Annotated in this window: 11 protein-coding genes; 6 read left to right on the forward strand and 5 right to left on the reverse strand. The window is 60.4% G+C overall.

What is annotated here, in order from left to right:
- Position 1: 1 nt before the first annotated feature.
- The 4 genes from QEH54_RS19710 to QEH54_RS19725 form a co-directional block, all read right to left on the reverse strand.
- On the reverse strand, positions 2-973 hold the full coding sequence (locus tag QEH54_RS19710; protein WP_309020431.1) for a glycoside hydrolase family 43 protein: 972 nt from the start codon (positions 971-973) through the stop codon (positions 2-4).
- Between the two features lie 31 nt (positions 974-1,004).
- The gene (locus QEH54_RS19715) at positions 1,005-2,366 is read right to left on the reverse strand and encodes an MFS transporter (protein WP_309020432.1); all 1,362 of its coding nucleotides are present in this window, start codon (positions 2,364-2,366) and stop codon (positions 1,005-1,007) included.
- A 216-nt stretch (positions 2,367-2,582) separates the two neighbouring features.
- Positions 2,583-4,775, reverse strand: a complete 2,193-nt coding sequence (locus QEH54_RS19720; RefSeq protein ID WP_309020433.1) for a serine/threonine-protein kinase — start codon at positions 4,773-4,775, stop codon at positions 2,583-2,585.
- Between the two features lie 60 nt (positions 4,776-4,835).
- Positions 4,836-5,507 (reverse strand): sigma-70 family RNA polymerase sigma factor, encoded by a 672-nt coding sequence (locus tag QEH54_RS19725; RefSeq protein ID WP_309020434.1) that lies wholly within the window; start codon positions 5,505-5,507, stop codon positions 4,836-4,838.
- 699 nt (positions 5,508-6,206) lie between these two features.
- Here QEH54_RS19725 and QEH54_RS19730 point away from each other — a divergent pair.
- A complete protein-coding gene (locus tag QEH54_RS19730; protein ID WP_309020435.1) occupies positions 6,207-7,088 on the forward strand; it encodes a cation diffusion facilitator family transporter in 882 nt (293 codons plus the stop codon).
- 70 nt (positions 7,089-7,158) lie between these two features.
- The gene (locus QEH54_RS19735; RefSeq protein ID WP_309020436.1) at positions 7,159-8,085 is read left to right on the forward strand and encodes an RNA polymerase sigma-70 factor; all 927 of its coding nucleotides are present in this window, start codon (positions 7,159-7,161) and stop codon (positions 8,083-8,085) included.
- Positions 8,086-8,110: 25 nt separating this feature from the next.
- Here the strand turns inward: QEH54_RS19735 and QEH54_RS19740 are convergent, their stop codons facing one another.
- Complete coding sequence (locus tag QEH54_RS19740; RefSeq protein WP_309020437.1) at positions 8,111-8,647, reverse strand: magnesium-dependent phosphatase-1; 537 nt, start codon at positions 8,645-8,647, stop codon at positions 8,111-8,113.
- A 70-nt stretch (positions 8,648-8,717) separates the two neighbouring features.
- Here QEH54_RS19740 and QEH54_RS19745 point away from each other — a divergent pair, with 70 nt between their 5' ends.
- The 4 genes from QEH54_RS19745 (at position 8,718) to QEH54_RS19760 (ending at position 12,689) form a co-directional block, all read left to right on the forward strand.
- Positions 8,718-8,903, forward strand: coding sequence for a hypothetical protein (locus QEH54_RS19745; RefSeq protein WP_309020438.1), 186 nt, complete (start codon positions 8,718-8,720; stop codon positions 8,901-8,903).
- Positions 8,904-9,001: 98 nt separating this feature from the next.
- Positions 9,002-9,892 carry a LysR family transcriptional regulator gene (locus QEH54_RS19750; RefSeq protein WP_309020439.1) on the forward strand — a complete coding sequence of 297 codons (891 nt, stop codon included), beginning with the start codon at positions 9,002-9,004 and terminating at the stop codon, positions 9,890-9,892.
- A gap of 43 nt (positions 9,893-9,935) precedes the next feature.
- Positions 9,936-10,577: a hypothetical protein gene (locus QEH54_RS19755; protein WP_309020440.1), complete on the forward strand. Its 642-nt coding sequence runs from the start codon at positions 9,936-9,938 to the stop codon at positions 10,575-10,577.
- A gap of 168 nt (positions 10,578-10,745) precedes the next feature.
- The gene (locus QEH54_RS19760) at positions 10,746-12,689 is read left to right on the forward strand and encodes a sialate O-acetylesterase (RefSeq protein WP_309020441.1); all 1,944 of its coding nucleotides are present in this window, start codon (positions 10,746-10,748) and stop codon (positions 12,687-12,689) included.
- The last annotated feature ends 67 nt before the right edge of the window (positions 12,690-12,756 follow it).

Consider the following 12,756-nt stretch of genomic DNA (forward strand, 5'->3'; position numbering starts at 1 on the left):
ACTACCCTCTCTTTTCGGGGCCTACCCAGCCTTCGCTCAGCGGAACCGGCTTTCCAAATATCGGCATGCCATCGTCTCCCCATTCCAGCTGCTTCACGAAGGTGTGACGGTTCGGATCCCAAAGCGGATCGCCTACGATTTCCGTGTAGGTGCGAGCGTGATACACGAGGAGGTCCTCGCCGTTTTCGCCCTTGGTGAAGCTGTTGTGCCCGGGACCAAAAACGCTTTCCTCGGGGCGGCTTCCCAAAACCGGTGTGGGAGATTTCGTCCAACTCTTCGGATCGAGCAGATCCGCGTCCTGATCCGCCCAAAGCAGGCCCATGGCGTAGTTTTCGTCCGTGGCGCTAGCCGAGTAGCTGATGAAGACCTTCCCGTTCTTCTGCAGAACGGAGGGACCTTCGTTCACCCAGAAGCCGATGATCTCCCAATCCAGTTCCGGCTTGGTCAGCATCACCGGTTCGCCGACGATACGGGTTGGCGTATCCATCTTTGCGATATACAAGTTTGAGTTCCCTCGAATGCCCGGTCCCTTCTGGGCCCAGAGGTAGTACAACTGATCCTTGTGGTAGAAGGTCGTCGCATCCAGGCAGAACGTATCGATGCCGGTGTCGATCTGCACGGGCTCGTCCCACTGGCCTTCGATGGGGTTGTCAGCCCCAGTCGAGATAGCGTACATGCGATGCTGGAAAAGGTCGTACTTGATCTCGCGACTCGGCGCCGCCGCGAAATAAACGTACCAGCGGCCGTCGTTGAAATGAATCTCGGGAGCCCAGATCAGATCCGAGATCGGCCCTTCACTTGGCTTTCGCCAAACCATCTTGGTCTCCGCCTCGGCTAAGCCTTCGATCGTCTTCGATCGACGAAGCTCGATGCCGTCGTAGGCTGGCACGGAAGCTGTGAAATAGTAGTAGCCATCCGTGTGTTTGTAAATGAACGGATCGGCCCGCTGTTCGATAAGGGGTGCTTTGTACATCTCTGGTTTCCTCGTATTGACAGTTTCGATACTAGGCGACGTCAGGGCTTTTGGTTTGAATGACGGAGCTCTCCGCTACCATCTTCTGGTAGAAGCGGTCCGTGATCTTGTACTTGAAAAGTAGGAATCCAAGGGCGGCATGGAAGGCGCCCGGGATGATGGTGAGCATCAGAGCCAGACCGGTTAGGGTGAATTCGGTCTGTTGCACGTTAGGCTGGTAGTCGAAGAAGGTCAGCAGCAAGCCACCCGCCAAACCGGCCAGCCCTCCGCCCGCCTTCTGGCAGAACGAGATTCCGCCGAAGGAAAGACCCGACACCCGCTGGCCATCCTTGATGTGGCCGTAGTCCACCGCTTCGGCGATGGCCGACCAGAACACCGGAGCATGCAAATCGACGACAAAGGAAAGCAGCACGTAGAGCGTGAAGGCCATCACCACGTCTCCGGGGCCCACCAGGAAGAACATCCCCAAGCTCATCAAGCCCACTAGGATCTGCGACCAGCTGAAGAGCTTGATCTTGCAGAAGCGCTTGGTGATCCAAGTGGACGCGACCATCGAAACGATGGATGCCGCGATGCCGGAGCTGGTGAACATCGACGCCATGGCGGCATCGCCGCCGAGGTAGTACTTCGCGTAATAAAGCGCCACGCTGCCTCTGATAGCGTAGCCAAAGGTGCCGAGCAAGCAGCAGCCTGCCAGCACCAGCCACTGGTCGTTCTTGAGCAAGTACTTGATCTGGGTGCCCAGCGGCTGAGGGTTCACCTTGTGCTCCACGCGCTCGCGGGTCGTGCCGTAGCAGAACCAGAGCAGCAGCACGCCGATGCCCGACATCAAGCCCATGGCGAACATGTAGCCTTCCTGCAGATCCTCTCCGCCCCACCACTCGGCCAGCACCGGCACCGACGCCACGATGACCACGTTGGCGATCTTGGCGAAAAACATGCGGTAGCCGTTGGCGGACAAGCGCTCCTGAGGATCCGAGGTCAAAACGCCGATGTAGGAAATGTAGGGGATGGCGACGCCGGTGAACATCAAGGTGGCGAAAAGGTACGTCGCATAGGCCCAGATCAGCTTGGCGTTGTAGTCCATGTCCGGCGTGGTGAAGAGCAGGGCCATGGACAAGCCGTAAGGCAGCGCGAGGTAGGCGAAGTAAGGGCGGAAGCGGCCCTTCTTCGATTTGAAGCGGTCCGTGATCAGCCCCATCATCGGATCGGTGAAGGCGTCGACGAATCTGGCCACCAAGAACAGGATACCCATGTGAGTCGGATTCAGCCCGAAAATGTCCGTGTAGAAAAAGGAGATCAGGTAGAAAAGGGCGGCGACCATGACATTGATCGACATGTCGCCGGCGCCGAAACCGACCTTTTCCAATACGCTAAGCTTACGAGTATTCATCTGTTATGGGGTACGCGGGTGAGCAAATCCGTCTCGGATTCGGACCCGGGTCTAAAACTAATTTGGGAGGGAGCAAGAGCGTAGGCTCTCGTGAGAGGTTATGCGCCTTCCTCACGTCAAAACCCGCCAAAGATTCTACCCGCCCAGCGGGGTAGACGTTGAAGCGCAGCCTTTCTCCCCGCGATTCGCGGAAACGCCAACCAAGCGGGGCGCCGCCTATCGCACCGGGTGTCGAACCCCTACGTCGAGCAAGGCCTGGGCTTCGGTGAGCAGCACCTTGGCGAACGCCCAGTCGAACCAGAAGCCCATCACCGGGGAGCCTCGGCCCACGATCGAGCTCGCCTTGTCCTCGAACAGGTTTTCCGCCTGGCTGAGCGTCAGCAGCGCCTCGTCGAAACGCCCCATTCGATGAAGGGCCATGGCCAAGGTCGCTTGAGCAGTCGTGGTGCGCGGGGCGTTGTCCTGGGTATACTCCAGACACATGCGGGCGTACTCCGCGGCCCCGGCGAAATTGCCTTGTCGATACTGGTAGATGGCGAGCGACATGGACCGCCACGCCGCCTGAAACCAGTCCCCGGCGGCATCCGCCTCCAGACGGGCCTCCTCGGTCAGACGGGCCAACGGCTCCAAGGAGCGGATCAGCTCCTCGTTGGCCGGCGTCAGCAAGGCTACCTTCACGATGCGGTCGGCGAAGGGGCTTTTCATGCTAACGAAGCGCTCGATGGCTTGCCGACGAAAGCGTTCGTAGCCTTGAAAATCGGCGGCCTCGATGAACGCCGGACCGATTTCCAGATAATCCAGACTGGAGACGTCCGGCCCTTCGAAGGTGTTGACCTCCAACAAAACCTCGAAGCGCTGCACCGCTTTCTTCCAGCGTTCGTTGAGAGCGTGCCACTCGCCGAGGGCTCGAAACACCGCCGCGCCCTCCACCGAGGCGTCGGTCAGCTCCACGTCCTGCAGCAAGGTGTCCGCCTCGGCGAACCGCTCCTGGCTGATCAGAAACGCCGCTTGCGTCAGGCGCTCGCGCAGCTCCGCTTCATGGCGCAAGCGCACCTGCTGCTGCTCGGCCTCCACCGCTCGCTCGCGGGCGTCGCGCTCCTTTACGAAGAGCCAGGTCGAGAGACCGATGCCGAACAGCAAGACCGCCGCCACCGCCCCGCCTGCGGCGAAAGCTCCGCGGTTGCGGCGCACCAACTTGCGAAAACGGTATAGCGGGCCGGGCGTGTGGGCGATCACCGGCTCGCTCGCCAAGTGCCGCTGCACGTCCATGGCCAAGGAGTTCGCCGTCTCGTAGCGGTGACGCCGGTCTTTCTCCAAGGCCTTCATGGCGATGCAATCCAAGTCGCCGCGCAGAGTATTGGCGTATCCCAGCCGCGCCGCCTTGCGGGCGTCCGCCACCGCCTGCTGCTGCTCCGCATCAAACGAGCTGAAGCGCGCCGAAGGCTTGGGAGGGATGGACTCCCTCAGGATGCGCCGGAGCTCGCCCAGGCCGCCAGAGACCAAGGCATCTCCATCGAAGGGAGTCTGCCCGGTGAGCAGCTCGTAGAGCAGCACGCCCAAACTGTAAATGTCGCTGCGCGTGTCCACATCCAGACCGCCCATTTCCACCTGCTCCGGGCTGATGTAGGCCGGCGTGCCGAGCAATTGCTCCTGCGAGCTGGTGCCGAGCAGCTCGCTCAGACCCGCCTCGGTCGCCTTGGCGATGCCGAAATCGATCACCTTAGGAAGCGGCACCCCATCATGCTGGGAAACGATGATGTTGGCCGGCTTGATGTCGCCGTGGATGATGCCCTTCTGGTGGGCATGCTGGATGGCGTGGCAGACCTGGCAAAAGAGATTCAGACGCTGCACCAGCCCCAGTCGGTTGCGGTCGCAGAATTCCGTCAGGCGCATTCCGCGCACGTGCTCCATCACGAAATAAGGGGCGCCCTGCTTGGTGGTGCCTGCGTCGAACACGCGAGCGATATTGGGATGGTCCATGATGGCCAAGGCCTGTCGCTCCGCTTCGAAACGGGAAACCACTCGCTCGGTCTCCATGCCCAGTCGGATGATCTTCAGGGCGACCACCCGCCGCACCGGCTCCTCCTGTTCGGCCAGGTAGACCACTCCGCAGCCGCCGTCGCCCAGTCGCTGCAACAATCGGTACCGGCCTATCTTCGCTCCGATGGATTCCTCGTCCAAGGGATCGGAATTGATGCTCTTGAACGCCTCGCTCGAGCTGATGAATTGGGCTCCGTCTTCGAAAAACTGCTCCGCGTCGTCGCTGGATTTGAGCAAGGCCTCCAAGCGAGCCCGCATCTTCAGGTCCTCCCGGCACTCCTGATCCAGATACCGAGCCCTCTCAGTTGGGTCGCTCATCTGGCGGGCCGTATCGAACAGGTCCTCTTCTCGCTGGTCAGCTGATCGCATCGATTCGTTCTCTTCCTTCTCGGGCAAAACCTAAAACGCGTTGGCGGCTGCGAGCGAGGGCTAGCGCAAACTCTGGATTTCCGTGAAGAGCCAGGACTTGGCGTAGGCCCAATGACGCTCCACCGAACGCTCGCTGATTCCCAGCGCTTCGGCGACTTCCTGATGGGTGCTGCCACCGAAGAACTTCAGCAGCACTACCTTGGCCTTCAAAGGATCGCTCATCTCGAGCTTTTCCAAGGCTTCGTTTATCAGCAGCAGCTTTTCCTCCGGAGCGCTGCTGGCGATCTCCACCGAATCGAAGTCCACCTTGACCTGCTTGCCGCCGCGCTTGAGACGGGTCTTTCGTCGGGCGCTCTCGATGAGAATCCGACGCATGGCCCGGGCTGCCGCCCCGAAAAAATGGGCCCGGTTTTCCCAACGCTGCTGGCTGTCCCCCACGATGCGCATCCAGGCTTCGTGCACCAAAGCGGTCGGCTGCAAGGTGTGGTCCGGCCCTTCGCGCGACATGCGGGAGGCGGCATGACGGCGCAGCTCGTCGTAGACCAGCGGCAGCAGCTCGTCCGCCGCCTGCTCGTCCCCATCGCACAAGGCGTTCAGACAAAGGGTGATGTCCGAGGAGTTCGGCTTCTTCAATCCCTTGCCTCCGGAAACGGGATCCGGGGGTCTGGGTTCGAAGGAAAAGGTGAATCTACGGGTTTTCGAAGCCTCTGGGGTAGAGCGAGGTTCCTTCATAGGACGTGTAGCGATGTTAGGTTTGGTGACGCCGAATGGACCAGCGAGGGCGCGTCTTCTGGCTCTTCGCCGGAAGCGTCAGTACAGATAAACCCTGTATCGGAGTCGATATTCCGCAACCCATAAGTCGTAATTGCGGTGTAAATTAGCTGTCTTGAAGGAGCAAAGCGGGCCCGGGAACCCGCCCGCAAATCGGTCCTCTCTCCAGAAATCGCAATATCACCAAGGCGTCGCTGTCGCCCGGCATCGATAAGCGCAAGCTCGCTCGCTACTTTACTACCCCATAGTACGAGTCTTGTTGGAGAGAGAACCGAAGATGCAGGCGACCGGACCCCATCGTCCTGGTCCCATAAAATCGCTTCGCATCCCGAATCGCATGGAAAATGAACATTTGACACCGACGCCCCCACTGGGAACGACGCTGCCAGCCGAGTCGGCTCGGCCCCGGTACCGGTATGGAGAGGAAGCCCAGTTGTCAGGTACACGAACGCGACAAGCCACAACCGGCTAGCGCGTCTGCTAAACTGGAACCGAGAACCGTCCATAAGGGGTACGCCATGCAATGCGCCAGCCTCCCGCCACACCCGCCAAAAAAAAAGTGGAAAAAACGCGGAGCCGCCCCGCAACCGGCGGTTCGCGCCTCTTTTTCTCCACTCCCGACTCGCCGAGCGACCGGAAGCGCCTATTCATAGGAACCGAGTGAACGATCAGCCCCGCGACAAGTTCGGCGCCGTCAGCGCAATCTCAAACCTCGCCTTCGCCAGCGGCAAGCTGCTGGTCGGGTTCGCGGGAAATTCCTACGCCCTCATCGCGGACGGATTCGAGTCCATCGCCGACGTCTTCTCCTCCATCGTGGTCTGGAACGGGCTGCGCGTCGCCGACAAGGCCCCTGACGCCGAGCACCCCTATGGCCACGGCAAGGCGGAATCCATCGCCGGCCTGGTGGCCGCCTGCGCCTTGGTGGTTTCCGCCATCGTCATCGGGGTCAACGCCATCCAGGAAATCCTGCACCCGCACCATGCCCCATCGACTTTCGTGGTGCCCGCCTTGCTGATCATCATCGCAGGCAAGGAAGCCCTCTTCCGATGGCTCATCAAAGCCAGCCTTTCCAGCGACAGTCCCGCCTTGCGCATCGAAGCCTGGCACCACCGCATGGACTCCCTCACGTCGATCGGCGTGCTGATCGGAGTCTGCATCGCCACCTTCGCCGGAGAGGGCTACGAAGTGGCGGACGACATCGCAGCCCTTCTGGTAAGCGGCCTTATCGTATTCAACGCCTATCGCCTGGCCCGCCCCTCCCTGGACGAGTTGCTGGATCGAGACGTCAGCCACACCCTTTCCGACCAAATCGAACAAACCGCCTCCGACACCCCGGGCGTAGTGCGACTCGAGTCGCTGCAAGTTCGCAAGAGCGGCTCCCAGCATCTGGTGGACGTGCATCTGGAGGTGGACGGAAACCTCACCGTCACCGAAGGCCACGCCATCGCCCACCGCCTCAAGGACCGCTTGCTGGAAAATCAGGACCTGCGCATCAGCCATGTCATGACCCATGTCGAACCCTCCGATCGCCCTCGTCTATAGCCCAGAGGACAGGAATGGAAAAAAGACCCGCTCGCGTCACAGGCGCCGGCCTTGCTTCGTCTCCAATTCAGTGAAAGCGAAAACCCATTCGACCCCTCGAGCCCATCAAAGCCCATTCGCTCGGGAGAACTCCCGCGCCGCCACCTTCGAAAGCTATCGAGCCCTTCTGCAAGGCATCGCCTACCGCATGCTCGGATCCGTGGCCGAGGCGGAGGACATCGTGCAGGAAACCTACCTGAAATGGGATCAGACCGATACCCAAACCATCGCCAATGCGCGCGCTTGGCTGGTCACGGTCTGCAGCCGCCTCTCCATCGATCGCCTAAAAAGCGCCCGAGCCCGCCGCGAACGCTACGTCGGTCCCTGGCTTCCCGAGCCGCTGCTGGTCGAGGAAAGCAGCCCGGCGGACCAACTGGCCATCGACGACTCCGTTTCCACCGCCTTGCTCTACACCTTGGAACGCTTGAGCCCGGCGGAACGTGCCGCCTTTCTGCTGCACGACGTATTTTCCTATGGATACGAAGAGATCGCATCCATCCTGGACAAAACACCAGCCGCCTGTCGCAAGCTGGTATCCCGGGCTCGGGCCGCCGCTCGCGAGAGAAAGCCGAAATTCGAAACCGACCCTCAGCTGCACCGCCGTCTCATGGAGAGCTTCCTCGATGCGGCCCGCCAAGGCGACCTCGCCGCCCTGGAATCCCTGCTCGCCCAAGACGCTACCTTGGTATCCGACGGAGGCGGAAAAGCCTTCGCCGCAAGAAAGGTCCTGCAAGGCGTCGCCATCATCTCGAAGTTCTTCGTCACCACCAGCAAGCAGGCGGCCCAATCCGGAAACGTCTATGCCCATCGGCCCACGTGGTACAATGGGGCTCCAGGGCTGATAATCTACGAAAACGAAATACCTGTGTCCGCCATCAACATCCACGTGTCTGAAAATCGGATACAAGGATTCTTCATTCATCGCAACCCGGACAAGCTCGCCACCTTCGCCAGGTAGGGCGCGACCGCCGAGCGCGCCGCAGCTAGCCTAGCTCCTTCTCGGCCACGCCGCGGCGAAACCCGTCTCGCACGTGCACCGCCCGCACTCCAAGCGCCCCCACTTCCACGATGTTTCGACGCTCGTCATCGAAGAACAGCATCTCCTCGTAGATGTATCCACTTTTCTCCTTCAAGGCCGCGAAGTGCCTCACCTTGCTGCTCGGGTAGATTTCCTCCCAACGAAAGCGATCCCTCAGCTCCAGCAGATCGAGCAGCTCGCGGGCCCAGTCCGGCTCGTTGGTTCTGGAGGCCACCGCCACGTCCAAATCCAGCTCCCGGCAGCGTTCCAAGGCCCACAGAGCGTCCTCGTACACGCGCACCTTGGCCGAGCGAGCATCGAGCACGCCTTGCGCGGTTTTCCGAAAGGGCGGCGTCAGACAGTCGCACCACGTGCCCCCTGCATCCCAAAGGGTGAAGTCGAGATCGAACACCGCTAGCTTGTACTTGCTTTCGCCCATGGCCGCATCGAGCCGCAAATGCGCCGCGGCGTCAAACCAGTCTCCACGCCGGGCGCCAGCCATCAGGTTTTCCGAAAGCAACCATAGGAAAGGACAAATGGCCAAGCGGCCGCCACTCTGGCATAATGACCGGATGAGCAACGCCAAATCACGCAATCGCCCCCTGAGGACCATCCTGAGCAAAGCCATCCGGTGGCTGCACCGCTCGCTGCCTCCCATCTCGCCCGACGCCACCGCCATGGGGCGACCAGGGCGGAAGATCTTCCTGCACGGTCACACCATCCTCATCGAGCGACCGCGGGCCAAAACCCGTGGGTGACGCGTCAGACATCCAGTTTCCACTCGCCAATTCCAGACTCTCCCAATTTCTATACCAAGCGATCGTTGCGCTCCGGGCCAGCCTGAGCGCTCGCCTCCATGGAACTCTACCAACTCAGATCATTCGTCGCCGTAGCCGAAGAAGGCACGCTCGCGAAAGCCGCGGCCCGCCTTTTCTCCAGCCAGCCGTCCATCAGCGCTCACATCAAGGCCCTAGAGGACGAACTAGGCATCGCCCTCTTCGATCGCAGCTCGCGCGGCATGCAGATCACCCTCGATGGGGAGAGCTTGCTCGAACGGGCATACGCCATTCTCAAGGAAGCCAAGGCGCTTGGCGATCTCGCTCGAAACCTGCAATCGAGCCCGTCGGGCAAACTGGTGATCGGCGTGAACAGCGGCCCCGACGACGTGCCACTCGACTCCATCGCGGAATCGCTCCACCGCTCCCATCCGAAGCTGCAACTGGAGTTTCTCCACAGTTCCAGCGGCTACATCCTAAAGGGGGTGCTGGCTGGCGAAATCGACGTCGGACTGCATGAGGGAGAGGTGGACTCGCCGAAAATCCTGAGCGCCCGCTTCAAGGACAATACCATTCGAGTGGTGGCGTCTCCAAAATTCAAACACGCGTTCGAAGGAGGCGACTGGAAGTCGCTGCAATCGCTCCCATGGGTTTTCAAGACCCCGGAGTGCAGCTACTACCAACTCATGGAACGCATCGTCAAAGCTCACGAGCTGCAGATCGAGCGACGCTTCATCATCGACGAAGACACCACTTGCCTTCGCTTCGTGCGCAACGGAGCGGCGCTCTCCATCATGGACGAGGCCATCGTGAAAAAGGAGCTGGACGACGGGAGCATCATCGCCTGGGACGGCTTCAGCTGCACCCTTCCCCACAGCCTGATCTGCCTCGGATCGCGCTACCACGAGCGCCCCGTGCAAGCTTTCTACCAATCAGCGGCAAAATTCCTTCGTCTAGAAAACAACAAGTAAAACGGACCAACTCGCGGCCTTGCAGCGCCCGCGCCCAAGAAGCATGAAGACAATCACCGAAATCCAACGCCTCCAGGCGCCCGCTAAGATGCCGCAATCCCTCGCCTGGGACGGCGATAGCCTCTGGATGGGCTCCCTCGCGACCAAGAAGATCTACCACATCGATCCCCGTTCATGGAGCGTGACCTGGCAATGCGACGCCCCCGGGCTCCCCTTTGGAATGGTCGTAGTGAATAATGAACTACGCGTGCTCTGCGGCGAGACCGATCAGGACAACCGCATCGTCCGGCGCTGCATCCCTAACCACGGATTCGATACCGTCTACGCATTGCCCTGCCCGGACGACACTGGCTCCCAGCTTAGCTGGGACGGCAAAAACCTGCACGTCAGCCAGTGGTACAACCAGAGGATTCTGGCATTGAGCGAGGAGGGCGACGTGGAAAAGCACTACCATGCGCCACGCGGCATCTGCGGACAAACCATCGTGGACAACGACCTCTACATTCTGAATACGGCGGACGAAGAAACAGACGACTACGTCCTCTCCCGCATAGATCGCCAAAGCGGCGCCTGCCAAGACCTGGCCAAGGTTCCCTTTCCCGCTCGATCCCTCGCGTTCGACGGCGAGGCGTTCTGGACCAATCACCGCGCCGCGGGCGAAACCGTGCGCTTCGCGGCCCCCTAAACAAACACAGAAGCGACTGCGTTCAATCAGGCGGCTCAGGGAGCCGCCTTTTTCGTGCCCGTTCCCGTCAACCCAGCGGAGTCCCGCCTTTCTAGCTTTGATTTTCAGCGAGCCTTCCCCATTCTCAAACCGCTCGCTTCGAGATAACCCTCCGCACCCACCCCGCATATGCCACGTATCACCAAACTCGCTTCCCTCGCCACGCTGGGCGCCCTCCTCGTAAGCTCCGCCCTAAAGGCCGACGTCCGGCTCCCCGCCCTGTTCTCCGACCACATGGTCCTGCAACGCGATCGGCCGATCGTCGTCTGGGGCTGGGCTGATCCCGGGGAATCGGTGAGCGTAAAGCTTCAGGAACAACGCTCCACGATCCAAGCCAACCTGGAAGGGAAATGGAAAGCGACGCTCGAGGGCATCGCTAGCGGCGAGGACCTCACCCTGACCGTGGCAGGCGAAAGCAACACGATCGAACTTTCGAACATCGCCATGGGAGACGTCTGGATCTGTAGCGGCCAGTCCAACATGGAGTGGCCCTTGAGCAAGACCGATCGGGCCAGCCAAGACATCCCCAAGGCGGACCATGCCAACCTACGCCTTTTCACGGTGGAAAAGGAAATGAGTTTCCAACCGCTTGACGATGTGTCGTCGAGCGGCTGGCGCGTCTGTCGACCAGAGAGCGCGGCCGAGTTTTCCGCAGTTGCCTACTATTTCGGAAAGGAAATCCATCAGCAAACAGAAGTACCCATAGGACTGATACACTCATCCTGGGGCGGAACCGACATCCAAACATGGACTAGCTGGGAAGTCATGTCTCAAACAGGCGAATACGAAGATCTCGATCCGGCAGAGATGGCGAAGTCCTTCGAGGAGGCCCAAGCCAATCGCCAACGGTTTCGCGAAGCCATGAGCAAGGCCCCCGGAGAGAAGAGAAAGTGGATGTCTCCAAAAACCGATGTCAGCGACTGGAAACCCGTCACCCTTCCACAGCCGTGGGAGCTGGGGGAAATCGGGGCCGCCGATGGGATCGTATGGTACCGAAAGAGCTTCGACATCCCTCAAGCCTTGGCTGGCTCCCCCGCTACTCTGAGCCTGACTCCGATAGACGACCAGGATGTCACCTACCTGAATGGGGAACGCATTGGCTCGACCTCGGCCTGGGACGCCCCGCGCCGCTACAACATACCGCGAGGCAAGCTGAAGGCCGGCGCCAATACGCTGGTGGTCAAAGTGGTGGACCATCAAGGCGGAGGAGGATTCCACGGGGACCCCAACCTGCTCTTCATCGAGGCCGACGGAGTGAAGATCCCCTTGACGGAGAATTGGGTCTACCGCCCGTCCGTGCTCTCAAGCGACTTCGGAAAGACCATCGCTGGCCCCAATGCGTATCCATCTCTCCTATACAACGCCATGATCCACCCGCTGCTGGATTTCCAGATCGCCGGTGCGATTTGGTATCAAGGCGAAAACAACGTCAATCACGCCTACCGATACCGTTCGTACTTCACCAGCCTGATAAAGGACTGGCGCCATGGCTGGGGCTGGGATTTCCCTTTCTATTGGGCTCAACTCGCCAACTACATGGCTCCGCAAAAGAAGCCAATCAACTCCGCATGGGCAGAGCTGCGCGAAGCGCAAGACTTCGCGCTCGGACTGCCTCGGACCGGTCAAGCCGTTCTCATCGATCTAGGCGAAGCGGACGACATCCATCCGCGAAACAAGCGAGACGTCGGCTACCGGTTGGCCTTGAACGCTCTCTACGACACCTATGGCATGGATCTGGTTCACACCGGTCCGCGGTTTCGGGCCATGACCCCAAAAGGTCGCGAAATGGTGCTCTCGTTCGATCACACGCAGGGCGGTCTCCACGCCGTGAACGACAGGTACGGCTACCTCAAGGGCTTCACGGTAGCGGGTGATGACCAAGTCTTTCACTGGGCCAAAGCTCGCATTGTCGGAGACAAGGTGATCGTATCCAGCCCCAATGTACGCAAGGTCGTGGCCGTGCGGTACGCCTGGGCGAGCAATCCCGACGATGCGAATCTCTACAATGGCGAGGGACTGCCTGCAGCTCCCTTCCGGACCGATGATTGGCAAGGCGTCACCTTTGGAAAATAGAGCTTTGCCTAAAGCCGAGTCTCATCGATGCGGCCTTGCGTATCCTTTGCGAGCCCTAGTAGACGTC

Source organism: Pelagicoccus sp. SDUM812003, assembly GCF_031127815.1.
Classification (GTDB): Bacteria; Verrucomicrobiota; Verrucomicrobiia; order Opitutales; family Opitutaceae; genus Pelagicoccus.

Coding starts and splice junctions, on each gene's coding strand:
- QEH54_RS19710 (WP_309020431.1), bottom strand. CDS start 973: ATGTACAAAGCACCCCTTATCGAACAGCGGGCCGATCCGTTCATTTAC.
- QEH54_RS19715 (WP_309020432.1), bottom strand. CDS start 2,366: ATGAATACTCGTAAGCTTAGCGTATTGGAAAAGGTCGGTTTCGGCGCC.
- QEH54_RS19720 (WP_309020433.1), bottom strand. CDS start 4,775: ATGCGATCAGCTGACCAGCGAGAAGAGGACCTGTTCGATACGGCCCGC.
- QEH54_RS19725 (WP_309020434.1), bottom strand. CDS start 5,507: ATGAAGGAACCTCGCTCTACCCCAGAGGCTTCGAAAACCCGTAGATTC.
- QEH54_RS19740 (WP_309020437.1), bottom strand. CDS start 8,647: ATGGCTGGCGCCCGGCGTGGAGACTGGTTTGACGCCGCGGCGCATTTG.
- QEH54_RS19745 (WP_309020438.1), top strand. CDS start 8,718: ATGAGCAACGCCAAATCACGCAATCGCCCCCTGAGGACCATCCTGAGC.
- QEH54_RS19750 (WP_309020439.1), top strand. CDS start 9,002: ATGGAACTCTACCAACTCAGATCATTCGTCGCCGTAGCCGAAGAAGGC.
- QEH54_RS19755 (WP_309020440.1), top strand. CDS start 9,936: ATGAAGACAATCACCGAAATCCAACGCCTCCAGGCGCCCGCTAAGATG.
- QEH54_RS19760 (WP_309020441.1), top strand. CDS start 10,746: ATGCCACGTATCACCAAACTCGCTTCCCTCGCCACGCTGGGCGCCCTC.